Consider the following 23339-nt stretch of genomic DNA (forward strand, 5'->3'; position numbering starts at 1 on the left):
CATGGACCTCTCCCCCGCCGGGATCCTTCCCGCCGATCCCGAAGCCCTGCTGTTCGGCCGCGTCTGGCGCCCCGATGTGAGCGGCCCTTCGCTGGTCCGTGTCGATGGCGAGCGCCTGACCGACGTGACCCGCGCCTTCCCCACCGCCCGCGACTTGTGCGAGGCACCTGATCCCGCAGCAGCCCTGCGCGCCGCCGAAGGCGAGGACATCGGCCCCCTCGCCGCGATCCTCGCCAACACCGACCCGGCGGTGCGCGATCCCGCGCGGCCCTGGCTGCTCGCGCCGGTCGACCTGCAGGCCGTGAAGGCGGCGGGCGTCACGTTCGTCACCTCCATGCTGGAGCGGGTGATCGAGGAGCGCGCCCGCGGAAATCCCGAGGCCGCCGCCGGTATCCGCGCGCAAGTCCGCGACCTCGTCGGCGACGACCTGCGCGCCCTGCGCCCCGGTTCGGCCGAGGCCGAGACGCTCAAGCAGGCGCTGATCGCGGCGGGGGCATGGAGCCAGTACCTCGAAGTCGGCATCGGGCCGGACGCCGAGATCTTCACCAAGGCGCAGCCCATGGCCAGCGTCGGCGCGGGGTCGGAAATCGGCGTCCACCCCGCTTCCACCTGGAACAATCCCGAGCCCGAAGTCGTCCTCGTTATCGCCTCGAACGGCCGGATTCTGGGGGCTACGCTGGGCAACGACGTCAACTTGCGCGACGTCGAGGGGCGCTCCGCGCTGCTGCTCGGCAAGGCCAAGGACAACAACGCCGCCGCTGCGCTGGGGCCTTTCGTGCGCCTGTTCGACGGGGGGTTTGACCTCGCATCGGTGGAGACCCTAAGCCTCACGCTCACGGTAATCGGAGAAGACGGCTTCGACATGCAGGGACGCTCGGAAATGCGCGAGATCAGCCGCCCTCCGGCGGATCTCGCGGCGCAGGCGCTCAACGCGCACCACCGCTATCCGGACGGGCTGGTGCTGTTCCTCGGCACCCTGTTCGCGCCGACTCAGGACCGCGACGAGCCGGGGCGCGGGTTCACGCACAAGCCCGGCGACGTGGTGCGGATCGGCTGTGCGCAGCTGGGCACGCTGGTCAATCGCGTGGCGTCCACAAGTGCCTGCGAACCCTGGACTTTCGGTCCCGGCGCGCTGATGCGCAATCTTGCGAGGCGCGGACTGCTGTGAGCGACAGGCCCAGGATCCTGCTTACCCGCCGCTGGCCCGAAGCCGTCGAGGCACGGTTGCAGGCGCGGTACACAACGGCACTCAACGGCACCGACACGCCCCTTAGCGAAGCCGAACTGGCACAGGCCATGCGCGACTACGACGCGGTATGCCCCACCGTGACGGACAAGGTGACGCGCGCGGTGCTGACCGTCGAGGGACGCCGCGCCGCGATCGTCGGCAACTACGGCGCCGGCTTCGAACACATCGACCTTGCCGCCGCGCGCGAGCAGGGCATCGCCGTCACCAACACCCCCGACGTGCTGACCGAGGCCACTGCCGACATCGCCCTGACCCTGCTCCTCATGGCCAGCCGCCGCGCGGGCGAAGGCGAGCGCGAATTGCGCAGCGGGGCATGGACCGGCTGGCGGCCGACGCACCTTGTCGGGCAATCGCTTTCGGGAAAGCTGCTCGGCCTCGTCGGCTTCGGGCGGATCGCGCGCGCCACTGCCAAGCGGGCCGAGGCGTTCGGCATGCGCATCGCCTACCACAGCCGCCGCCCCGCCCCCGACATGCCGCCCGAAGCCTACTTCGCGGACCTTGGCGACCTTGCGGCGCAGGCCGACATGCTCTCGCTCCATGCGCCCGGCGGGCCGGAGACGCGGCATATGGTCGATGCCGCGCTGCTCGCCCGGATGCCCGCCCATGCGGTGCTGGTGAACACCGGGCGCGGCACCCTGATCGACGAGGCGGCGCTGGCCGAGGCTCTGGCCGCGCGCCGCATCGCCGCCGCCGGGCTCGACGTCTACGAGGCCGAGCCGAACGTGCATCCCGCGCTGGTCGACCTGCCCAACGTCGTGTTGCTGCCCCATCTGGGCAGCGCCACGATCGAGGCGCGCACGGCGATGGGCATGAAAGTCGCCGACAACCTCGACCGCTTCTTCGCCGGGGAACCGCTGCTTGACCCCGTCCTCTGAGCGCATCCTGGCCGCCGTCCGCGAATGGCTGGAGCAACGCCGCGACGGCCCGCTGATCCTCGGCCTGTGCGGTTCGCAAGGCTCGGGCAAATCAACGGCGGCCGAGGCGCTCAAGGCCGCGCTGGACGCGCAAGGACATCGCGTGGCGATCCTCTCGCTCGACGATCTCTACCTCGGCCGCGCGGCGCGCGCGCAATTGGCGCGCGACGTCCATCCGCTGTTCGCGACGCGCGGGGTGCCCGGCACGCATGACGTGGCGCAAGGGATCGCCCTGCTCGATGCGGTGCTGGCCGCCGCACCCGTAACCCTCCCCCGCTTCGACAAGGCGCACGACGAGCCTGCCCCCGAAGGCCAGAGCGTGCCCGCCGCCCTCGACCTGCTGATCTTCGAGGGCTGGTGCGTCGGCGCCCGCCCGCAGGACAGCGCCGCGCTGGCCGCCCCGGTCAACGCCCTCGAACGCGAGGAAGACCCGCAGGCGGTCTGGCGCACCGCCGTCAATGCCGCGCTGTCCGGCCCCTACGCAGACCTGTTCGCCCGGATCGACCGCCTCGTCCTGCTCGCCGCGCCGGGCTTCGAGGTCGTGCGCGGCTGGCGCGGCCAGCAGGAAGACGCGTTGCGCGCACGCACTTGCGACAGCGCGGCCCGCGTCATGGACGCCCCGCAGCTCGACCGTTTCGTGCAGCATTACGAGCGCCTGACCCGCCATATCCTTGCCGAGATGCCCGGCCGCGCTGACCTCGTGCTGCACCTCGCACCCGACCGCACCCTCAGGGAACCCGCATGATCGTCTCCTCCCCGCTCGACTTCCGCGAGGCCGCGCGCCGCCGCCTGCCGCCGTTCCTGTTCCACTACCTCGACGGCGGGGCCTTCTCGGAAGAGACGATGGAGGCCAACCGCACCGCGCTGAAATCCGTGCGCCCGCGCCAGCGCGTGCTGCGCGATGTGTCCGCGCTCAGCCTCGAAACCACGCTGCTGGGCGAGAAGCTGGCGATGCCGGTGCTGCTCGCGCCGATCGGCCTTGGCGGCATGATGCGGCGGCGCGGCGAGTTGCAGGTGGCGCGCGCCGCCCGCGCCGCGAACGTGCCCTACATCCTCTCCACCGTCAGCGTCTGCCCGCTGGCCGACGTGATCGCCGCCAGCGGCGCGCCGATCTGGTTCCAGCTCTACGTGCTCAAGGACCGGGGCTTCATGCGGCATGCGCTGGAGCGGGCGCAGGCGATGGGCGTGACCAAGCTGGTCTTCACCGTCGACATGCCGCTGCCCGGCGCGCGCTACCGTGATGCCCACTCGGGCATGAGCGGCCCGGCCGCCCCGCTGCGGCGGATGCTGCAGGCCATCACTCACCCGCGCTGGGCCTGGGACGTGGGGCTGCTCGGCCGCCCGCATGACCTCGGCAACGTCTCCGACTATCGCGGCAAGCCGACCGACCTTGCCGACTACATCGGCTGGCTGGGCGCCAATTTCGACCCGTCGATCACCTGGTCCGACCTCGAATGGATTCGCGAGTTCTGGCAGGGCGAGATGATCGTCAAGGGCGTGCTCGACCCCGAGGATGCGCGCGACGCGGTGCGGCTGGGTGCGGACGGGGTGATCGTCTCCAACCACGGCGGCCGCCAGCTCGACGGCGCCCTCTCCACCGCCGAAGCCCTGCCCGCCATCGCCGACGCGGTGGGCGACAAGCTGACCGTGCTGGTGGACGGCGGCGTGCGCACCGGGCTCGACGTGGTGCGGATGCTGGCGCTGGGCGCGGACGGCGTGCTGCTGGGCCGCGCCTACATCTACGCGCTGGCGGCAGGCGGAGAGGCCGGGGTGGCCAAGCTGCTCGACCTCATCGCGCAGGGCATGAAGCTGACCATGGCGCTGAGCGGGGTGACCTCGGTGGATGCGATCGGGCGCGACATGCTGGTATAAGCCCCCCACCTCGTCATTGCGAGCGCAGCGAAGCAATCCAGGGCGCACTAGACTGCCCTGAATTGCTTCGCTGCGCTCGCAATGACAGGACGATTTTGATCTCAAATTCGGCGGTTCGCGCGCCCTTCCGCGAGTAAATTCCCTTCGCAACGGCTTGGCACCCCTCATCCATTATGTAATACATCATACAACATAACTTTGAGGGAGCAGGACGTGGACCGCGTGATCGAACGGGCGGAGTTCAGCCGCCGCGCCGTGACGCTAGGCATGGGCGCGGCCTTCGCGATGAGCGCGGCGCCGGTGCGCGCCACAGGGGCCTTGACCGGCTTCCACGACGTTCGCAACCACGGCGCGAAGGGCGACGGCGCCGCGATCGATTCCGATGCCTTCAACCGCGCCATCGCCGCCGCGAGCGATGCGGGCGGCGGCACCGTGGTCGTCCCTCCGGGCCATTACCTGTGCTTCTCGATCCGCCTGCGCAGCCATGTCACCCTGCTGCTGATGCCCGGCAGCGTGATCGAGGCCGCCGACCCGCGCCGCCACAAGGGCGCCTACGACTTGCCCGAGGGCGTCTACGAGGAACAGTATGTCGATTACGGCGTCGCCCATTTCCGCAATGCGCTGATCTCGGGCATCGACCTGACCGACGTGGCGATCATCGGGCGCGGGCTGATCCACGGCCTCGGCCTCGACCGCGAGGGCCCCGCCCCGCGCTGGCACGGGATCGAGGGGTGGAAGTCGCCGAAGGAACTCGGCCTCTCGCCCGATGCCGCCCGCCGCGCCATCCCGCGCGAGATGGCCTACGAAGGGCGCGGCAACAAGGCGGTGGCGCTCAAGCGTTGCCGGGGTGTCCTGCTGCGCGACTTCACGATCCTGCAGGGCGGCCACTTCGCCTGCTACGTGCTGGGATCGCGCAATGTCACCATCGACAACCTGACCGTCGACACCGACCGCGACGGCATCGACATCGACTGCTGCCGCGACGTGCGCGTCACTAAATGCGTGGTGAACGCCCCCAAGGACGACGCCATCGTCCTCAAGAGCAGCTATGCCCTGAACGAGCCGGTGTTCTGCGAGGAGGTATCCGTGATCGGCTGCAAGACCAGCGGCTACGACCTGGGCGCGCTGGTGGACGGCAGCTATCGGCCCTCCACCTACCGTTCCGTGGACGACGTCGGCGTGCTCGGGCGGATCAAGCTGGGCACCGATTCCGCCACGGGCTTCCGCAATATCCTGATCGCCGACTGCACCTGCGAGAACACGCGCGGACTGCAACTGGGCGCGATCGACGGCGGCGTTCTGGAGGACGTGACCTTCCGCGACATCAACTTGCGCAATCCGGTGAACCACCCGATCTTCGTGCGCCTAGCCGCCCGCAACCGCGCGCCTCTGGGCAATGGCCCCTCGAAAGTGCGGCGCGTGCGGTTTTCCGGCATCAACGTCTCGGGCGCGCCTGGTCCTTACGCCTGCGGCGTGGTCGGCAATCCCGGCGCGCCGATAGAGGATGTGACTTTCGTGGATGTCCACGTCCGCTCGGCCGGCGGCGGCACGGGTGAGGATGCAGGCCGGACCATTCCCGAGCGGCCCGCCTCCAGCCTGGAACCCAGCTTCATGGGCACGTTCCCCGCGCACGGCCTCTATGTGCGCCATGCCCGCAACGTGATGCTCAAGGACGTGACCTTCGCGGTGGACGCGCCCGACGCGCGGCCCGCCGTAGTGTTCGACGACGTGGCGGGCGCGCTGGTGGATGGCCTGCGCTCCCCGCACGAGTCCGCCCGCGCGGTGCGCAGCGCCGCCAGCAGTGACATCGCGATCGGCGATGTGGCGAAACTCTCCTGAAGGACTGACGATGCTTCTGCGCCCTCTTCTCACCGCCCTGCTCGCTTCCGCGCCATTGCCGGTCCTCGCCGCCAGCGAGCGCCCGTTGGCCGAGGGCTGGCACTTCCTCAAGACCGACGCCGCCGGGGCCGAGGCGCCCGCCTTCGACGACCGCGCATGGCAGACCGTCTCCGTCCCCCACACCTACAACGCGGGCGATTCCGGCATCGGCGGCGCCAAGGCGCGCGGCGAGCCCGAGGGCGTCTACTATCGCGGCCCCGCCTGGTATCGCCTGAACTTCGAGGCCCGGCCCGCGCCCGGCAAGCGCACGCTGCTGGAGTTCGCGGGCGTTTCGCTCAAGGCCGAAGTCTGGCTCAACGGCAAGCGACTGGGCGCGCACAAGGGCGGCTACGGCGCCTTCCGCCTCGACGCGACCGGGGCCCTGCGCGACGGCGCCAACGTGCTGGCAGTGCGCGTGGACAACGCGCGAGACACCACGATCGCGCCGCTGAACGGCGACTTCAACGTCTTCGGCGGCCTCGCCCGCCCGGTCACGCTGATCGAGAGCGACGCGCTGGCCTTCGACCGGCTCGACCATGCAGGGCCGGGCCTTGCCGTGCGCACCACCGCGCTGAAGGGCCGCGAGGCGACCGTCGGCCTCACCGTCCTGCTGCGCAACGACCGCACCGCTCCCGCGCGCTTCACCCTGAACAGCCGTGTGCTCGACGCGGGCGGCAAAGTGGTGGCGAAAGCATCGCGCGCGGTGGCGCTCGGCGCAGGCTCGCGGCAGAACCTCGACCAGTCGCTGGCCCTGCACAATGCGCGGCTGTGGCAGGGCATCAAGGCTCCCTACCTCTACCGCGTCGTCACCGAAATCACCGAGGGCGGCAATGTCATCGACAGCCAGAGCGCGCCGCTGGGCGTTCGCACGGTCGCGGTGAAGCCGGACGGCACGTTCCTGCTCAACGGCGCGCCTTATCCCTTGCGCGGGGTGAACCTGCAACTGCCCACCCGCTTCGGGCGCGGCCCGGTGATGACTTCGGCACAGATCGACGAGGATCTGAACCTCTTCGCCGAGATGGGCGCGACAGGCCTGCGGCTCGCGCATATGCAGCATCCGCAGCGGGTATACGAACGTGCCGACGAACTGGGCCTGCTGGTGCTGACCGAAGTGCCGCTGATCGACGACCACGATCCTTCCGACGCCTTCCGCGAAAACCTCGTCCAGCAGATGCGCGAGCTGATCGCGCAGACCGGCAACCACCCTTCTGTAGCGCTGTGGGGCATCGGCAACGAAATCCGCAAGTCGGACGCGGCCTCCAACCGCATCCTCGCCGAACTGCAGGCAACCGCCAAGACGCTCGATCCCACCCGGCCGACGACATACGCGCACTGCTGCCTCGCCGACGACGATCCCATCGCGCAGCACAGCGACACGGTGTCCTACAACCGCTATTTCGGGTGGTACTGGACGCAGGCGGAAGACATCGGGCCATGGGCCGACGAACTCCACGCCAAACTGCCCGGCCGTCCCATCGGCGTCAGCGAATACGGCGCCGGGGCAAGCGTGCTGCAGCAGGAAGACCCGGTGCTCAAGCGCCCGGAATCGAACGGCTACTGGCACCCCGAGCAGTGGCAGACCGACTTCCACGTCAAGCACTGGCGCGAAATGAAGAAGCGGCCGTTCCTGTGGTCCACTTTCGTGTGGGTGGGGATCGACTTCCCCTCGTTCAAGCGCAACGAGGGCGACCGCCCCGCGATCAACGACAAGGGCCTCGTCACCGAGGACCGCAAGGTGCGCAAGGACGCCTGGTACTGGTATCAGGCGAACTGGTCGGACACGCCGATGCTGCACATCGCCAGCCGCCGCGACCTGCACAAGCGGACGCAGCGGGTGACGGCGCAGGCCTTCACCAACCAGAGCGAGGTGGAGATGCGCCTCAACGGCGGCGCCTGGACGAAAGTGCCGGTGACGGACCACATCGCGGCGTGGCCGCTGGACCTCGCGCCGGGTGCGAACCGGGTGGAGGCGCGGTCGGGGGCGCTGGCGGATACGGTGGAGTGGCGCTGGGATACGCGGCCTTAGGACGCCCCCGCCCTTCGTCATTGCGAGCGCAGCGAAGCAATCCAGGGCGGTTTACGCACGCCCTGGATTGCTTCGCTGCGCTCGCAATGACGAAGAGGGTTTGAGTCCAACTTGGTCCCGGATCAGGTCCGGGACGACGAATCACGCCGCCGTGAAGCGATACTCCCCCGAACCCACTTCCACGACCACGCGGTCCCCCCGCTGCACCCCGGAAACCGGCCGCCCGCCCTCGCGAACGGCATCCACCGAGCGTGCGGGCAAACATACCTCGGCGCGCGAATTCGCAGGCACCACGATCCGCGCCTCGAACCGCGCGTCGGATCGCTCCGGCGCATAAGTCCAGTCCGTCACGATGCGCCCCAGCACGCTGTCGTAGCTCGCTCCGCCGCGCGGCAGGCGCGGGTCCAGCACCGGGTCGAAGCGCCACTTGAGGAAGCCCGCATCCAGCGGGTCAATCCCGGCGATACGGCGGAACACGAAGCCCGTCACCGCCCCCAGCGCATAATGGTTGTACGAATTCATCGACGCGTCCGCCATGTCGGCGTTCCAGCGCTCCCAGATCGTCGTCGCGCCCTTGGCGATCATATAGCCCCACGAGGGGAACGCGGTGCGTAGCAGCAGGTCGTAGACCAGCGCATGCTCGCCCTGATCGGCCAGCGCGTCGAGGCTGAAGGGGGTGCCGAGGAAGCCCGTGGACAGCAGCGTGCCGCGCCGCCGGATGTCGGCCACCAGTCTGGCCGTCGCCGCCACGCGCAAGGCTTCCGGCACCAGCCCGAAACGCAGCGCAAGGATGTAGCCGCACTGCGAACCGTTGCCCACGCTGCCGTCCGGCCTGACGAATGCTGCACCGAATGCTGCAGCAATATCCTTCGACAACTGCACGTAGCGCTCAGCCTCCGGCTGGCGCTTCGAGCCTTTGGCCATGTCCGCCATGGCGTCCGCCGAGCGCTTCCACATGGCGGTGGCGATCAGATCCTTGGGTGTCGTCTCGTCGCCCGGTTCCTTCGCGTCGAGCGCCACCCAGTCGCCGTAGTCGTAGCCGCGCAAGGTCCGCCAGACCTTGTCGGGATTGTTCTGCGCGATGAACGTCATGTAGCGCGTCATCGCCGACCAGTTGCGATCGACGATCGCGGTGTCGCCATAGCGCTGCCACACCGTCCACGGCAGGATCACCCCCGCATCCGCCCAGCCCGGCGAGGCGCCGAGCAACTGGTCCTGCCAGCCCGAGGGCGCATAGTCCGGGAATTCCCCGCGCGGCCCCTGCGCATCGCGCATGTCGCCCATGAAGCGGCGGGTGAAGGGGCCTACGTCCATGGTGAAGGCCGCCGCGTCCCAGAACACGTTAGCGTCGCCGGTCCAGCCCAGCCGCTCGTCGCGCTGGGGGCAGTCGGTGGGGACACCGAAGAAGTTGGAGCGCTGGCTCCAGCGGCTGTTCTGCCACAGGCCCTGGATGATCCGGTTCCCGATCAGCGGGCGGCCGGTTTCAGGCAAGGCGCTGGAGACGACGATCCCGGCGATCTCCTCCTCCGTCGGCGCGCGGCCGAGGCCGCTGACCTCGACATAGCGGAAGCCGAAGTAGGTGAAATGCGGCTGATAAGTCTCGCCCGCCGGATCGCCGCGCAGGGTGTAGAGGCAGGAACAGCGCGCCGATCGCAAGTTGGCCTGATCGACCGCGCCATCGGCCCCGAGGATCTCCGCGAACTTGAGCGAGATCTGCTGCCCCGCCCGGCCACTGGTCTTCAGTTCCACCCAGCCCGCGAAGTTCTGCCCGAAATCGACGACGTGCCGGTCCCCGCCCGGGCTGGTGATCGACTTCGCCGCCATCCGCTCGATCGGCCTGAGCGGCGGTCCGACATGGGAGACGAGCGCACAGGGCGGTGTCCTGCCGATGCGCGCGGGCACCCAGCCCGCACCCCGGAAACCTGTCTTCGACCAGCCCGGCTGTTCGAGCCGCGCATCGTAGTCCTCGCCGTAGTAGATCTCGGCCTGCGTCACCGGGCTTTCGGGGCGCAGTTGCCAATCCTTGTCCGTCGCCACGATGGAGCGGGTGCCGTCGGTGTGCTCCACCTCCATCTGCGCGAAGAGGCGGAGCGGCGGGTCGCCGAAGGCATAGCGACCGGCGGGGGCGTGATAGCTGCCATACCACCCCTCGCCCAGCATCGCGCCGATGGCGTTGGCGCCCGGGAGCAGCAGCGCGGTGACATCATAAGTGCGGTAGAGCGCGGTGAACCGGAAGTCGCTGCTTTCGGGTGCGAGGCACACGTCGCTGATCCGCTGCCCGTTGATCTCGGCCACGTAGGCACCCAGCGCGGTCATGCGCAGGCGCGCCTGCCGCACCGGCTTACCCAGCCTGAACTCGCGGCGCAGCATGTACGCGCCGCTGCGCGGAAAACCCTGCGGCTGCTGGGCCGAGCGGGCGGCCTTGTCCCAGCGGCTGTCGTCGAAGCCGACCGTCGACCAGCCCTCGCCCGCATGAAGCGCGGTGCGCATGCCTTCGCTGGTGATGCGGCGCGCGGGGCTGCGGATCATGGCGGTGGCGGCGATCTCGTGGATCTTCGGGCCGTTGAAGCCGCGCGGGTTCTCCACCCGGAAGCCGAGGACGTGGCGGCCTGCCGCAAGCTGGCGCGTGGTCGCCTCCACCGGGTCGATGCCGAAGCGCTTGAAGCCCAGCGGCACTTGCACCTGCTCCCCGTCGAGCCAGAGCGTGGACTTGAAGTTGGCCCCGGTGAACAGCGTCACCTCCCCCGCCTTGCCGAGGTCGAAGACCATGCGGAAGAAGCGCGGGCTGTCGTCCGCAGTGCGGTCCCCGCGCATCCAGACGAGCCCCGCGGCGCGGTCGGCGCGTTCGAGGTCTGTCTGCGCCTCGATCCACTGCGCCTGCCAGTCCGCCTTGTCGAGAAGACCCATCTCGAAGCTGGCGACCGGGCTGGCGGCGCGCTTGCCCGCGTCGTCGCGCACCAGCACGCGCCAGTAGACCTTCTGGCGCGACTTCAGCGACGCGCCGAGCCAGCCCATGTCCATGCTGCGCCGGGTGAGCACTTCGCCCGCGTGCCACAAGTCCGGCGTGCCCGCTTCCAGCAGCGCGCGGGTGGAGGCGGCCTGCACTTCGCAGCGGACTTGCTCCACCCCGCGCCGTTCGCTTTCCAGCCGCCACGACAAGCGCACGTCCTGCATGTCGAGGCCGATGGGATCGACCAGCCCCTCGGCGCGCAGATCGACGATGCGCAAGGCCGCCGCATCCTGCGCCAGCGCACCATGCAGCGGCACGCCTACGGTTGCCCCCAGCGCACCCGCGCCCTTGAGCAGCGCGCGGCGGTCCAACGCCGTCACTTGCGTACTCCCGCGCTGTCGATCACCGCCTGCGCCGCTGCGGGCCAGTTGCGATCGGGGACCAGCGTGTTGTCCTTCGCGGTGTTGCCGATCTCTTCCAGCCAGCGGCCGCCGGTGGTGTTGACGGTGTGCCAGTTGCCGCTCGCCACGTTGTCGGTGGAGATGCGCCGCTTGTACATCGCGCCCGCCGTGTTGATGTTCAGCCACTTGCCCCCGGTCTCGACGACGTTGCCGGTGACGCGGAAGTGCTTCGATCCCTCGTCCAGATAGATCGCGATCTTGTTGCCGATGTCGAAGATATGGTTGCCCCGGATCACCGCGCCGGGATTGGCGGAGAGGTTGTAGATAGCCCCGCCGTCCATGAACCAGGTCTTCACGCCGTGGATGCGGTTGCCCTCGATCACGGTGTCGCGCAGCGTGGTGGGCGTGGTGAACCTGGTGTTGTGGACGTAGCCCTTGGCGTTCTCATCGTAGTTCGGGTTGCCGCCCGCATCGTTGTAGCCCCAGCCCCAGCCCACCGCGATGCCGTCGTAAGGCGCGTCGGTGATGTCGTTGTGGGCGATGCGCGCACCGGAGATGTAGGTCGTCAGGATCGCGGCATTGTCGCGGTAGTCCTGCGAAACGGTGGCGACGGTATTGTCCTCGATCGCGAGGTCGCGGTTCACGAGGTTCGCGTTCTCCGGATGGTGCGCCTCGATCCGCACGCCGCCCGCCATGATCGCGCTGCCCGAAAGCACGGCGAAGCGGTTGTGCGTCACCCGCACCCCCTGTGTCGCCAGCCCCACGCCCGAAAGGTTGGCGTTGGCGTCGTTGCCGATGCCCAGCGCCACCTGCCCCAACTGCGAGAAGGTATTGCCCGCGAAAGTCACGTCGCGCGCGGCGGCCACTTGCACGGCGGCGGGCATCTGGTGCCACTTCTGGCGCATCGATTCGAACTCGGTGCAGCCCCAGCCGCAGGTCTTCCAGGCGTCCGCCGGACGGATCGGCGAGGTCTCGTAGAGGAACGCGCCGCTCTGCTGGTTGGCGTAGCCGGTCGGGCGCGAAGGGCCGAGCCAGCTGGTGTGCGAGAAGCGCAGCCCCTCGAACCGCAGGTGCTCCACCGGGGCCTCGGGCGTGCCGGCAATGGAGACGAGCGCCTCCAGCCGGGGCACCACGACCTCACGGCCTGCGATGTCCTCGTCCAGCCCGACCCGCAGGTAGAGCTTGCCCGCCTGCGGGTCGATCGCCCACTGGTAGGGGCGCGAATGCCAGTCGTTCGCCTTGCCGATGAACTCCGGCGCGCCGACGAGGAACAGGCGGCTGTCGTCGGGGAAGATCGGCTTCGATATCGTGTCGTAGCCCCAGGTGTTGTTGTCCCAGGCGGGCTGCTGCATCGTGACCTTGCTTCCCGCAATACCCTTCACCGGAGAGACACGGTCAGTGAAGAAGCCGGTCGCCTCCAGTTCCACCCGGTCGGGCCGCGCCAGTGTGGAGAGCCAGTCCAGCTTCGGGTTCACCACCGTGAAGCCGGTCGCATCGAAGGTCACGTCGGCGGCGCGCAGTTCCACCCAGGGCCGTTCGCCCAAGGTGCCGTCGATCCAGAGCTGGCGGCTGTCGAGGCCCTTGGGCACGTCCGCCACGAACACGCGCCGCTCCGCGTCGTAGGGCTTAAAGCCCGTCACCGTCATTCCGCCCGAGATCACCGGATGTGCGCCTGCCGCTGCCTTCCACGTCACGCTGTGGCCACCCTGCCCGCCATCGGCGCGGCGGAACGCCAGCGGCGCGTCGAGCCGGTACGCGCCGTCGCCCAGCAGGACCGTCACGTCGGCACCGGCATTGCTGCGTCTCACCAGCGCCTGCGCACGGGTAAGCGAGCGCACGGGCCGCGCCTGGGTGCCGGGGTTGCGATCGTCACCCGCGGGGGAGACGTGGACCTCGACGGCCCGCTCCTGCGCCATCGCCGGCAGGGCGCTGACGCTCGCGGCCAGAACGGCCAGATGGCGCGCGATGCGGCGGGCCTTGTTCATATCACTCTCCCTGTCGTTTTTTCAGCGTCGTTTTTTCAGCTCGTCCAGCCACCGTCGATGACGTGGATCGCCCCGGTGGTGAAGGCGGACTCGTCGGATGCGAGGTAGACCGCCAGCGCCGCCAGTTCCGCCGCGCTGCCGAAGCGGCCCATCGGCTGCCTCGCGGTGAAATCGGCATAGGCCCGCTCGAAATCGCCGGTGTCGTGCAGGCGCTGGATCAGCGAGGGCGTCTCCACCGTTCCAGGGCAGATCGCATTGCAACGCACGCCCTGCGTCACGAAGTCCACTGCGACCGACTTGGTCAGGCCGATCACCGCGGCCTTGGTCGTCGAATAGGCGAAGCGGTTGGGCACCGCCTTCACGCTGGAGGCGACCGAGGACATGTTGATGATCGATCCGCCGCCCCGCGCGATCATGTTCGGCAGCAGCGCGCGGATCATGCGGTACTGCGCGGTGACGTTGAGCGCGGTGGAGAAATCCAGCGCCTCCTCGTCGCAGTCGAGGATCGTGCCCGCATGGACGAAGCCCGCGCAGTTGAACAGCACGTCGATCTCGGGATGCGCGGCAGCGATCGCCCTGATCGCTGCAGGGTCGGTCACGTCGAGCACCCGCGTTTCGGCCCCGGCGAAGTCCGCCAGCACGTCCTCGCGGATGTCGGTCGCGATCACCCGCGCGCCTTCGCGCAGGAACGCTTCCGCGCTGGCCCGGCCGATGCCCTGCCCGGCCGCCGTGACCAGCGCGGTCTTGCCCGCCAAACGCCCCATGCCCTCTCTCCATCATTACATAATACGTATGATGATTTAAGCGCATGGTGCGCGCGGTGTCAATCGGCGGAGACGAACTCCTGCCGCTGGCTGCCGAGTTTCTCGATGCCGAGCGTCACCAGGTCGCCGCTTTTCAGATACCAGGGCTCCGGCTTCTGGCCGAGGCCGACGCCCGGCGGCGTGCCGGTGGTGATGACGTCGCCCGGCAGCAGACGCATGAACCGGCTGAGGTAAGAGACGATCTGCGCAACGGTGAAGATCATCGTCGCGGAACTACCGTCCTGCACCCGCTTGCCGTTGACCTCCAGCCACATCGCCAGCACCTGCGGATCGCCCACTTCGTCGGCCGTCACCAGCCAGGGGCCGATCGGGCCGAAGCCGGGGAAGCCCTTGCCCTTGTCCCAGGTGGCGCCGCGTTCCTGCTGCCACTCGCGCTCCGACACGTCGTTGATGACGCAGTAGCCCGCGACGTGATCGAGCGCGGCGGCTTCATCCACCTGATAGGCCTCGGTGCCGATGACGACGCCCAGTTCCACTTCCCAGTCGGTCTTGCGCGAGCCGGGCGGGACGGGGACGGGATCGTTCGGACCCTGGATGCAACTGACCCACTTGTTGAAGACCACCGGCTCCTCGGGGATCGGCAGGTTCGATTCGGCGGCGTGGTCGGCATAGTTGAGGCCGATCGCCACGAACTGCCGCGTGCCCCCGACGCAGGGGCCATAGCGCACCGCCCCGTCGATCAGCGGCAGCGAGGCCGGATCGATCGCGGCAAGGCGCGCCAGCCCCTCGGCACCGATCGCATCGGGTCCGATGTCGGCGACATGGCCGGAAAGGTCGCGGATGCCGCCCTCGGCATCGATCATCGCGGGGCGCTCTTGGCCGGCTTCCCCAACGCGGCACAGTTTCATTCGGAACTTCCTTTCTGCATCATCCCAACGCGGCATGGACAGCCGCATATCATGTTGTATGATGTAGTATGTTTAGCTCCGATGCAAGGCCGCAAGGTGCGCCGATGGATTTGCGCGTCCTCGATTCCCATCAGCATTTCTGGCGCGTGAATGCTCCGGAATGCGCCTGGCCGAATACCGACTGGCCCCTGCTCCATCGCGATTTCCTGCCGCCCGATCTCGCTGCGGAAACGGCGGGCATCATGCTGACGGGCACCATCATCGTCCAGTCGCAGCCCGACAATCGCGACACTGACTGGCTCCTCGCCCTTGCCGCGACCGAACCGACGGTACTGGGCGTCGTCGCCTGGGCCGCGCTCGACACGGCGGACGCACCGGCGCGCGTCGCCAAACTCGGGCGCGAGCCCAAGTGCCGGGGCCTGCGCCCGATGCTGCAGGGCATCGCCGACAGCGAGTGGATCCTGAGCGACGCCGTCGCACCCGCCATCACCGCGATGATCACGCATGGCCTGCGCTTCGACGCACTGGTGGAGCCGCGCCACCTGCCCGCCCTGGCCCGCTTCGCGCGGCGCTGGCCGGCGCTGCCCATCGTCATCGACCATGCCGGAAAGCCCGACGCGGCAAACGACGCCCTCGATCCCTGGCGCGACGATCTTGCGGCCCTGGCCCAGTTGCCGAACGTATGGTGCAAACTCTCGGGCCTGCGGACGCAGCAGGCGCCGGGGCAGGAGGCCACCGCGCTGGCGCCTTACGCAGCGCATGTGCTGGCCTGCTTCGGACCACGCACGATGTGGGGCTCCGACTGGCCGGTTTTGCGCCACATGGCCGACAGTTATGCCGACTGGCTGCGCGACACGCTAATGCTCGTCGGCGCATTCGACGACGATACCGATCTCCCCCGCCTGTTCGAAGGCGCGGCCCGCGAATTCTACGGACTGGAGCACGCATGACCCCTCTTTTCGCCGGAGCGCTGGGCTTCGGCTCGGCCGCCATCGGCAACCTCTATCGCCCCGTCACCGACGCCGAGGCCTTCGCCGTGATCGAAGCCGCCTGGGCTGCAGGGCTGCGCTACTTCGACACCGCGCCTCACTACGGCTTCGGCCTCAGCGAAAAGCGTCTGGGAGCAGCGCTGGCGGCGCTCGACCCGGCAGGCGAGGCCGTGATCTCGACCAAGATCGGCCGAAAACTCGATCCCGCCCCCCACGCCGATCTTTCCGCCGCCCGGCAGGGCTTCGTCTCCCCCGAGCCGTTCGAGAGCGTGTTCGACTACGGCTACGACGCGGTCATGCGCTCGTACGAAGCCAGCCTGAAGCGCCTGCGCCGCGACCGCATCGACATACTGCTGGCACACGACATCGGCCGTTATGCCCACGGGGACGCACACGAGGATCGGATGCGCGAATTCCTCGGCGGCGGCCTGCGCGCGATGCAGGAATTGCGAACGAGCGGCGCGGTCCGCGCGATCGGGCTGGGCGTCAACGAAACGGCGGTGTGCGAGGAGGTGCTGGGCCACGCCGACCTCGACGTGATCCTGCTGGCAGGCCGCTACACCTTGCTGGAACAAGCGCCGCTGGACGGACTGTTCCCGCTCTGCGCGCGGCGCGGCGTGCAAGTGGTCGCCGGTGCGCCGTTCAATTCGGGCATTCTCGCACGCGGGGTGCGGCATCATGCGCCCGCCCAGTACGAATACGGAGCGCCCCCGCCGAACGTGGTCGCACGGGTCGGGGTGATCGAGGACCTCTGCGCGCAACACGGCATACCGCTTGCCGCCGCGGCGTTGCAATTCCCCGTCCGGCATCCGGTGGTCGAGGCGGTGATCCCGGGCATCGCCTCTCCCGACGAACTGGCAAGCGCCGTAACCCTCGCCGCCACACCGATCCCCGAAACGTTCTGGAAGGCACTCGCCGCCACGCTGATCGACAAGCGGGCCGCTTAGCACGCCATCCATCGTCCACCAGGACGTCGCTTCCAGTCACATCATCGACGCTGTAGAGGATCGGGCAAATCCGATCACCGCAAGCGCCCTCGGGTCAGGAGCGGCCTGGATTTTCGGGACGGAGCGACAATACCGCGCGGATACGAGGCAACACGGAATCAGCGAAATATTATAATAATCGCGTGATCAGCATGTCTGAGATCAACGCATCATATTCCCCATAGTGCTACAACTGCGGAGAAGGCTATGGCCAGCAGCAGAACTGCGACAATGGGGCCTGCAGCCCGCGGATGGCGCCACGCCAAGATTTCGTATTGTCGGATTTGTTGCAGATGCTGATCATCTGTCATCAAGTTGGTGAACTGAGCGGGAGATATATCGGCAAAGAGTTTATCCAGTTCGTGAAACTGGTCGAGGGTGAGTTGGCTCTTTTGCCGTAGAATATCGCGGGCCCGGCGAAATGACGGCCCCTTGCGCTCAGAAAAATCAGCGACGGCATCGCTCGTCGCAGCGTTATCAGCATGGAGTACACCCAGCATTCGAGCCTCCTGCAGGTCTTTCGTTACAACAAGATGCGGTTTGACCTCGCCCGCTCAGGCGGTCGGGGGATAGGGATGATGACCGAAGACCCACTGCAGGCGGGGCGCGGCATTGTCCTCGACCAGCAGGACTTGCGCGTCGCGGCCCTGCATGCCGATCTGATGCGCGGCGTCGATGGCGCGGTTCAGCGCCGCCTTCTGACTGGCGAAGACATCGAGTGCAATTCCATGGAGCGTCACGGCCCATTCCAGACCGCGGCGGAAAACATGGAAATCGTTGCGGGACTGAGTCATCCTGGCGCCCTTTCTCATATTTTCGATCGGCATACCGATCCCTGGCATGGATCGGATGTCGATCTCGACAATTCTCAAGTTATTTAATTGAGAATATCTGTCAAGCCGTCATTGTTCCCTACCTTCCGGCTCCACGGCATTACCTTGCGCTCACCGTCGAAGCCGTCTGCCCGTAGAGAATGCGCTTTGCTTCTTCGCCTTGAGGGGCGTTGGCATCGGGGTTGATCTCGGCGACAAGCGCATAGGCGCGCGCCACCGCTTCGCGTTCGCCGATAGCCTCGAACCAGCGGCGCAGGTGGGGGAAGTCGTCGAGCGACTGCCCATGCCGCTGCCATGGCACGATCCGGGGATAGCTGGCGATGTCGGCGATCGAATAGTCCGGCCCGGCGAGGTACTCCCGGTCGGCGAGGCGCTTGTTCAGAACACCGTAGAGCCGGTTGGTCTCGTTGGTGTAGCGCTCGACCGCATAGGCAATCTGCTCGGGGGCGGCATGGCGGAAATGGTGGTTCTGCCCCGCCATCGGGCCGAGACCGCCCATCTGCCAGAACACCCATTGCACTGCTTCGCTCCGAACGCGCAGGTCCTGCGGGATCAGCCTGCCGGTCTTCTCCGCAAGGTAGAGCAGGATCGCACCGGATTCGAAGACCGACAGCGGCGGCCCGCCATCCGCCGGATCGTCGTCCACGATCGCGGGGATGCGGTTGTTCGGGGCGATGGACAGGAAATACGGCAGGAACTGCTCGCCCCGGCCGATGTCGACCGGGGTGATCTGGTAAGGAAGCCCCGTCTCCTCAAGGAAGATCGTGATCTTGTGACCGTTCGCGGTAGTCCAGTAATAGAGGTCGATCATGGCGGGCTTTCTTCGCAGGCCGGCTTCAGGCCGGCTGGGGGATGAGGCGCAGGTACGGCTTCTGTTCCGTCCAGCCGTTAGGAAACAGCGCCCTGGCCTCCGCTTCGCCCAGCGAGGGAACGATGATGACCTCGCCGCCCTGCTGCCAGTCCGCCGGGGTCGCGACCTTGTGCTTGTCGGTCAGTTGCAGGCTGTCGATCGTACGCAGGATCTCGGCGAAGTTGCGGCCGGTGGAGGCCGGATAGGTCAGCGTCAGGCGCAGCTTCTTCGCCGGGTCGATGACCAGCACGGTGCGCACCGTGGTCGTGTCCGAGGCATTGGGATGGATCAGGTCGAGCAGTGCGGACACCTTGCGGTCATGGTCCGCGATCAGCGGGAAGTTGAGCGCGGTGCCCTGCGTTTCGGCGATGTCCTTCGACCATTCCTCATGGCTGTCGGCGCCGTCGACGGAGAGGCCGATGACCTTCACCCCGCGCCGCTCGAACTCGGGCTTGAGGCGCGCGACGGTGCCCAGTTCAGTCGTGCAGACCGGGGTGAAATCCTTCGGATGGGAGAACAGGACTACCCAGCTGTCACCCGCCCAGTCGTAGAAGCCCAGCGACCCCTCGGTCGAATCCTGGGTGAAATCGGGCACGGTGTCGGAGAGCTTGAGAGACATCGGTGGAAACCTTTCGGAGCGGGGCCGCGCAGAGGCCTGCGGGATCGGGTTGCGGCGCCCCGCGAGACATCCCGCAAGGCGGCGTGATGAGGAGAGAGTGCGGTGCCTGACGCTGTCGTCCGGGCATCGGCGCGATGAGGCGCGAAAGAATAGCGCCGCGCGCGCGGCCCGCCGTCGAGGCCTGGAAAAGCGGAGGTATCAGCTGTTCAGGCAAGCTCGAGACTATGCCCGGCAGGGTCCAAGTCAACGGCAAGATTTCTTTGCCTGCGCCCTAGCCGCGCTTGGCACGCCGCAGCTGTTCGTTTTTGACCATCCGAACATCGCCCGGCTGCTGCATTTTGAACGGTCGCCCCGGCAAGCGTTCGCACGCAGCCGCTCAACCCGCGCATACCGTGCGATCAGCGCAAACTGGCACGGCTCTTGATTAGTGCCCCGGCATAAGCGCGCTGCGCGCCATTGCAGGGGTGATTATGCCAGTTGAATTCGTCGGAGCACTTGCCGCCCAGAACCAGTTCCTTGGCCCGCCGAGCGGCGGCCAGCATATCGACCTTGAATACTTGCGCGACCTTGCCCGCGTGCATGAAAACGCCGGCTTCGACCGGGTGCTGATGCTGGCGGGCGGGGAGTCCATCGTCGCCACCGGGTTCGCCGCCTCGGTCACCGAGCGGCTCGGCTTCATGATCCCGTTCCGGCCCGGCCCGCTCTCGCCGCTGCACGGTGCCAAGGCGCTCGCCGCGCTGGATCACGTAACCAAGGGCCGCATCCGGGTCCATGCCATCACCGGCATCACCGCCGAACCGGGCCTCGGCGATTTCCTCACCGACAAGGACGAACGCTACGCGCGCACCAGCGAATACCTCGACGTGCTGCGCCAGGCCTGGACCTCGGACGCGCCGTTCGACCATGACGGCAAGTACTACCAGCTCAGGAACGTCTACTCGCCGATCAAGCCGTATCAGCAGCCGCATCCGCCGGTGTCCTTCGGTGGATCGTCGGACGCGGCCTATCACGTCGCCGCGCGGCACTGCGATCTCTACGCGCTCTGGGCCGAGCCTCTGTCCGACGTCAAGGAACAGATCGGCAAGCTGAAGGCCGCCGCCGCCGCGATCGGCAAGCCCACCCCGCGCGTCAGCCTCTCGGCTCGCCTCATCATCGGCAAGACCGAGGCGCAGGCGTGGGAGAAGGCGCATGAAACCGCCGAGAAGCTCGCCAGCAACCGCCGCAACGCCGCCCCCAACCCGCTGTTCCACGGCGTCCAGGGCACCGGCACCAAGCGCCTCCTCGCTGCTGCCGAACGCGGCGATCGCCATGACAAGTACCTCTGGTTCGGCACCGCCACCGCCGTTGGCGCGACGCACGATTCCACCTCGCTCGTCGGCACCCCCGACCAGATCGTGGAGGCGCTGCTCGACTACTACGACATCGGCGTCACCACTTTCCTCAATCGCGGCTACGAGCCGATCTACGACGCCGTGGACTACGGCCGCTACATCATCCCCGCCGTGCGCGAGGAAGTGCGCCGCCGCGAGGAAACGGCTGCGAAGACCGGCGCTCCCGCCCTCCAGACCGCCTGACCGGAGCCTCAAGGGATGACCACGAAGCCCCCCCGGCTCGCCTCCGAGGCCGAAGCCATCGCCGCCGCGCACGCCGCCGCAGCGAAGATCGCCCTGCTCGCCCGCGATGCCTCGCTGAACGACAAGGTGCCGCATGAGGCCGCAGAGATCCTCTCCGCCTCGGGCGTAACCAGCATCTACGTACCCCGCGAGTTCGGCGGCCTCGGCGCCTCGATCGAGACGGTGGTGGAGACGGTGCGGATCATCTCGGCGGCGGACGGCGGGGTCGGGCAGATCCTGCAGATCCACAACGTGATGATCCGCGGCGTTTTCTCGCGCCCCGACGATGCGTTCCGCGCCCGGCTGGTGGCGGACATCTTCGCCGGCAAGCGCTTCGGCAACGCGCTGGCCGAAGGGAAAGGCAAGGGCAAGGGCGGTGGCACCCGGCTGACGCTGGACGAACAGGGCATCTGGCGTCTCAACGGCCGCAAGACCTTCGCCACCGGGTGTTACCTCGCCGAGTGGATCTCGATCTCCGCCACCAGCGACCAAGGCCCGGTCGGCGTGCTGCTTCACCGCGATGCGCCGGGGCTGACGCTGGAGGACGACTGGCATGCCTTTGGCCAGCAGCATTCGGTCAGCGGCAGCGTCCGCTTCGACAACATCGAGGTCGATCCCCGCTTCGCCCCCAAGGCTCAGGTGGGCGGCGGCGCGCCGGACTTCATGCCGCGCACCGGCCTGACCTGGCCGCAGATCCTCCACGCCGCGATCGACACCGGCATCGCGCGCGGCGCGCTCGAAGCGGCGACCGCCTACATCCGCGACAATATGCGGGCCTGGCCCGAATCCGGTCTGGCCCGCGCCGCCGACGAGCAGCACACGATCAAGCGGATCGGCGAATATGCCGTCGCCGTGCGCGCGGCGGAATCGGCGCTGCGGTATGCGGCTCGCACCTTCGACCGGTTCAAGGCCGATCCCGGCAATCGCGCGCTGGAGGACGAACTGATCCTCGCCACCGCCACCGCGCGCGCGCAGTCGGACGAAGCCTCGATCTTCATCGGCAGTGACCTGTTCGCGCTGACGGGGGCCAACTCCACGCTCGATCGCTGGAACCTGCAGCGGTACTGGGCCGATGCCCGCGTCCACACCACGCACGATCCGATCCGCTGGCGGATCTATCACATCGGCAACTACTACCTGAACGGCGTCCCGCCCGACGAATACGGCCGCGCGGCAAGGCTGCGCCAGCAAGAGATCGCCATCGCGACGAACGCCGCAACCAAGGAGAACGCGCTGTGAGCATAGAGCCCGCCACCGAACTGCTCGACCGCGAGCCGCTTCCCGCCCCGCGCTTCGCCGACGAAGCCGACGCCATCGCCGCCGCGCACGAAGCCGCCGCGCGGATCGCGGCGATCTCCGCCGACCCGGCCGAGCGCAGCCGCATCCCTCACGAACAGAGCGCGATCCTGGAACGGTCCGGCGTGACCACCGTGGCGCTCTCCCCCGAGGAAGGCGGCATCGGCGCGTCGGTGGCGACGATCGTCGAGATCACGCGGATCATCTCGGCGGCGGACGGCGGCGTCGGCCAATTGGTGCAGATCCACAACATGATGCTGCGCGGCATCTTGCGCCGCCCCGATGACGCGCTGCGCCGCCGTGTGATCGCCGATATCGCCGCCGGCAAGCGCCTCGGCCATGCGGCGGCCGAAGTCGGCGGCAAGCACAAGTTCGATATCCGCACCACTGCCGCGCGCAATGCGCAAGGACAATGGGTGGTGAACGGCGCCAAGTTCTACGCCACCGGCAGCTACCTTGCCGAATGGATATCCTCGGGCGCGAAGACCGAGGACGGCCAGATCGGCTTCCTCGTCCACCGCGACACGCCGGGCCTGATCCTCGACGACGACTGGCACTCGTTCGGCCAGCGCCATTCGGTGAGCGGCGGCGTGCGCTTCGAGAACCTCGTGCTGGAGGACTGGCAGGTCAGCCTGCCCGGCGCCGGCGCCCCGCAGAAGCCCGAGCGCACCGGCCTCACCTGGGCGCAGATCAACCACGCCGCGATCGACGCCGGCATCGCGCGCGGCGCGTTCGAGGCGGCGATCCACTACCTGGGCAACAACTCCAACGTCTGGATCGATGCCGAGGTGGAGCGCGCGGTGCAGGAACCGCTCATCATCAAGCGCATCGGCGACTATGCGGTGGCGCTGCGCGTGGCGGAATCGCTGCTGCGCGATGCGGCCGAACTCTACGATGCATACAACGCGAAAGGGCGCCCGAGCGACCTCGACGACGAACTCATCCTCGCCGTCGCCGCCGCGCGCGTGAAGACCGACGAGGCGGCGCTGCTGATCTCCAGCGACATGTTCTCGCTGCTGGGGGCCAGTTCCTCGTACCGCAAGTTCAACCTCGACCGCTTCTGGGCCGACGTTCGCGTCCACACCACGCATGATCCGATCCGCTGGCGCCTGCATCACGTAGGCGACTACTACCTCAACGGCACGCCGCCGCACGAATACTCGGCAGCCGCGATCCGCCGCCCCGCCGAGGCCTGACCGCGCGCTT

At 68.1% G+C, this 23339-nt stretch carries 19 protein-coding genes; 12 read left to right on the forward strand and 7 right to left on the reverse strand.

What is annotated here, in order from left to right; genetic code table 11:
• The first annotated feature begins 1 nt into the window (after position 1).
• From PKE80_RS14235 to PKE80_RS14260, 6 genes are all read left to right on the forward strand, one after another.
• Complete coding sequence (locus PKE80_RS14235) at positions 2–1168, forward strand: fumarylacetoacetate hydrolase family protein (protein WP_271183051.1); 1167 nt, start codon at positions 2–4, stop codon at positions 1166–1168.
• Complete coding sequence (locus PKE80_RS14240) at positions 1165–2124, forward strand: 2-hydroxyacid dehydrogenase (RefSeq protein ID WP_271183052.1); 960 nt, start codon at positions 1165–1167, stop codon at positions 2122–2124. Before PKE80_RS14235 ends, PKE80_RS14240 begins: the two co-directional genes overlap by 4 nt.
• Complete coding sequence (locus tag PKE80_RS14245; protein ID WP_271183053.1) at positions 2108–2908, forward strand: kinase; 801 nt, start codon at positions 2108–2110, stop codon at positions 2906–2908. The genes PKE80_RS14240 and PKE80_RS14245 overlap by 17 nt, the downstream gene beginning before the upstream one ends.
• Positions 2905–4035, forward strand: a complete 1131-nt coding sequence (gene lldD / locus PKE80_RS14250; protein WP_271183054.1) for an FMN-dependent L-lactate dehydrogenase LldD — start codon at positions 2905–2907, stop codon at positions 4033–4035. Before PKE80_RS14245 ends, lldD begins: the two co-directional genes overlap by 4 nt.
• Positions 4036–4248: 213 nt before the next feature.
• Positions 4249–5874: a rhamnogalacturonidase gene (locus PKE80_RS14255; protein WP_271183055.1), complete on the forward strand. Its 1626-nt coding sequence runs from the start codon at positions 4249–4251 to the stop codon at positions 5872–5874.
• Positions 5875–5884: 10 nt separating this feature from the next.
• Positions 5885–7939, forward strand: a complete 2055-nt coding sequence (locus PKE80_RS14260; protein WP_271183056.1) for a glycoside hydrolase family 2 protein — start codon at positions 5885–5887, stop codon at positions 7937–7939.
• Between the two features lie 141 nt (positions 7940–8080).
• Here PKE80_RS14260 and PKE80_RS14265 read toward each other — a convergent pair whose 3' ends face one another.
• Genes PKE80_RS14265 through PKE80_RS14280 form a run of 4 tightly spaced genes read right to left on the reverse strand, consistent with a single transcriptional unit; the run spans position 8081 to position 14947 of the window.
• On the reverse strand, positions 8081–11269 hold the full coding sequence (locus tag PKE80_RS14265; protein ID WP_271183057.1) for an alpha-L-rhamnosidase: 3189 nt from the start codon (positions 11267–11269) through the stop codon (positions 8081–8083).
• On the reverse strand, positions 11266–13275 hold the full coding sequence (locus PKE80_RS14270) for a right-handed parallel beta-helix repeat-containing protein (protein WP_271183058.1): 2010 nt from the start codon (positions 13273–13275) through the stop codon (positions 11266–11268). The genes PKE80_RS14265 and PKE80_RS14270 overlap by 4 nt, the downstream gene beginning before the upstream one ends.
• 35 nt (positions 13276–13310) lie before the next feature.
• On the reverse strand, positions 13311–14039 hold the full coding sequence (locus tag PKE80_RS14275) for an SDR family oxidoreductase (protein WP_271183059.1): 729 nt from the start codon (positions 14037–14039) through the stop codon (positions 13311–13313).
• A gap of 59 nt (positions 14040–14098) precedes the next feature.
• Positions 14099–14947 carry a fumarylacetoacetate hydrolase family protein gene (locus PKE80_RS14280; protein ID WP_271183060.1) on the reverse strand — a complete coding sequence of 283 codons (849 nt, stop codon included), beginning with the start codon at positions 14945–14947 and terminating at the stop codon, positions 14099–14101.
• A 104-nt stretch (positions 14948–15051) separates the two neighbouring features.
• On the opposite strand from PKE80_RS14280, the gene PKE80_RS14285 reads away from it, so the two are divergent.
• Both PKE80_RS14285 and PKE80_RS14290 read left to right on the forward strand, forming a co-directional pair.
• Positions 15052–15897 carry an amidohydrolase family protein gene (locus PKE80_RS14285; RefSeq protein WP_271183061.1) on the forward strand — a complete coding sequence of 282 codons (846 nt, stop codon included), beginning with the start codon at positions 15052–15054 and terminating at the stop codon, positions 15895–15897.
• Positions 15894–16883, forward strand: a complete 990-nt coding sequence (locus PKE80_RS14290) for an aldo/keto reductase (RefSeq protein WP_271183062.1) — start codon at positions 15894–15896, stop codon at positions 16881–16883. The genes PKE80_RS14285 and PKE80_RS14290 overlap by 4 nt, the downstream gene beginning before the upstream one ends.
• Positions 16884–17092: 209 nt before the next feature.
• On the opposite strand, the gene PKE80_RS14295 is transcribed toward PKE80_RS14290, so the two are convergent.
• Positions 17093–17422: a hypothetical protein gene (locus PKE80_RS14295; RefSeq protein WP_271183063.1), complete on the reverse strand. Its 330-nt coding sequence runs from the start codon at positions 17420–17422 to the stop codon at positions 17093–17095.
• A 75-nt stretch (positions 17423–17497) separates the two neighbouring features.
• Here PKE80_RS14295 and PKE80_RS14300 point away from each other — a divergent pair, with 75 nt between their 5' ends.
• Positions 17498–17803, forward strand: coding sequence for a hypothetical protein (locus tag PKE80_RS14300; RefSeq protein ID WP_271183064.1), 306 nt, complete (start codon positions 17498–17500; stop codon positions 17801–17803).
• A gap of 52 nt (positions 17804–17855) precedes the next feature.
• Here the strand turns inward: PKE80_RS14300 and PKE80_RS14305 are convergent, their stop codons facing one another.
• Both PKE80_RS14305 and PKE80_RS14310 read right to left on the reverse strand, forming a co-directional pair.
• Positions 17856–18566: a glutathione binding-like protein gene (locus PKE80_RS14305; protein WP_271183065.1), complete on the reverse strand. Its 711-nt coding sequence runs from the start codon at positions 18564–18566 to the stop codon at positions 17856–17858.
• A gap of 25 nt (positions 18567–18591) precedes the next feature.
• Positions 18592–19224 (reverse strand): peroxiredoxin, encoded by a 633-nt coding sequence (locus PKE80_RS14310; RefSeq protein WP_271183066.1) that lies wholly within the window; start codon positions 19222–19224, stop codon positions 18592–18594.
• A 470-nt stretch (positions 19225–19694) separates the two neighbouring features.
• On the opposite strand from PKE80_RS14310, the gene PKE80_RS14315 reads away from it, so the two are divergent.
• Genes PKE80_RS14315 through PKE80_RS14325 form a run of 3 tightly spaced genes read left to right on the forward strand, consistent with a single transcriptional unit; the run spans position 19695 to position 23329 of the window.
• Entirely contained in the window at positions 19695–20798 is a 1104-nt protein-coding gene (locus tag PKE80_RS14315; RefSeq protein ID WP_271183067.1) for an LLM class flavin-dependent oxidoreductase, read from the forward strand.
• 15 nt (positions 20799–20813) lie between these two features.
• On the forward strand, positions 20814–22076 hold the full coding sequence (locus tag PKE80_RS14320) for an acyl-CoA dehydrogenase family protein (RefSeq protein ID WP_271183068.1): 1263 nt from the start codon (positions 20814–20816) through the stop codon (positions 22074–22076).
• Positions 22073–23329, forward strand: a complete 1257-nt coding sequence (locus PKE80_RS14325) for an acyl-CoA dehydrogenase family protein (protein ID WP_271183069.1) — start codon at positions 22073–22075, stop codon at positions 23327–23329. The genes PKE80_RS14320 and PKE80_RS14325 overlap by 4 nt, the downstream gene beginning before the upstream one ends.
• Positions 23330–23339 lie beyond the last annotated feature (10 nt).

The organism is Novosphingobium resinovorum (genome assembly GCF_027922145.1).
Taxonomy (GTDB): Bacteria; Pseudomonadota; Alphaproteobacteria; order Sphingomonadales; family Sphingomonadaceae; genus Novosphingobium; species Novosphingobium resinovorum.

Coding starts and splice junctions, on each gene's coding strand:
- PKE80_RS14235 (WP_271183051.1), top strand. CDS start 2: ATGGACCTCTCCCCCGCCGGGATCCTTCCCGCCGATCCCGAAGCCCTG.
- lldD (WP_271183054.1), top strand. CDS start 2,905: ATGATCGTCTCCTCCCCGCTCGACTTCCGCGAGGCCGCGCGCCGCCGC.
- PKE80_RS14260 (WP_271183056.1), top strand. CDS start 5,885: ATGCTTCTGCGCCCTCTTCTCACCGCCCTGCTCGCTTCCGCGCCATTG.
- PKE80_RS14270 (WP_271183058.1), bottom strand. CDS start 13,275: ATGAACAAGGCCCGCCGCATCGCGCGCCATCTGGCCGTTCTGGCCGCG.
- PKE80_RS14275 (WP_271183059.1), bottom strand. CDS start 14,039: ATGGGGCGTTTGGCGGGCAAGACCGCGCTGGTCACGGCGGCCGGGCAG.
- PKE80_RS14280 (WP_271183060.1), bottom strand. CDS start 14,947: ATGAAACTGTGCCGCGTTGGGGAAGCCGGCCAAGAGCGCCCCGCGATG.
- PKE80_RS14285 (WP_271183061.1), top strand. CDS start 15,052: ATGGATTTGCGCGTCCTCGATTCCCATCAGCATTTCTGGCGCGTGAAT.
- PKE80_RS14290 (WP_271183062.1), top strand. CDS start 15,894: ATGACCCCTCTTTTCGCCGGAGCGCTGGGCTTCGGCTCGGCCGCCATC.
- PKE80_RS14295 (WP_271183063.1), bottom strand. CDS start 17,422: ATGCTGGGTGTACTCCATGCTGATAACGCTGCGACGAGCGATGCCGTC.
- PKE80_RS14300 (WP_271183064.1), top strand. CDS start 17,498: ATGATGACCGAAGACCCACTGCAGGCGGGGCGCGGCATTGTCCTCGAC.
- PKE80_RS14305 (WP_271183065.1), bottom strand. CDS start 18,566: ATGATCGACCTCTATTACTGGACTACCGCGAACGGTCACAAGATCACG.
- PKE80_RS14310 (WP_271183066.1), bottom strand. CDS start 19,224: ATGTCTCTCAAGCTCTCCGACACCGTGCCCGATTTCACCCAGGATTCG.
- PKE80_RS14315 (WP_271183067.1), top strand. CDS start 19,695: ATGCCAGTTGAATTCGTCGGAGCACTTGCCGCCCAGAACCAGTTCCTT.
- PKE80_RS14320 (WP_271183068.1), top strand. CDS start 20,814: ATGACCACGAAGCCCCCCCGGCTCGCCTCCGAGGCCGAAGCCATCGCC.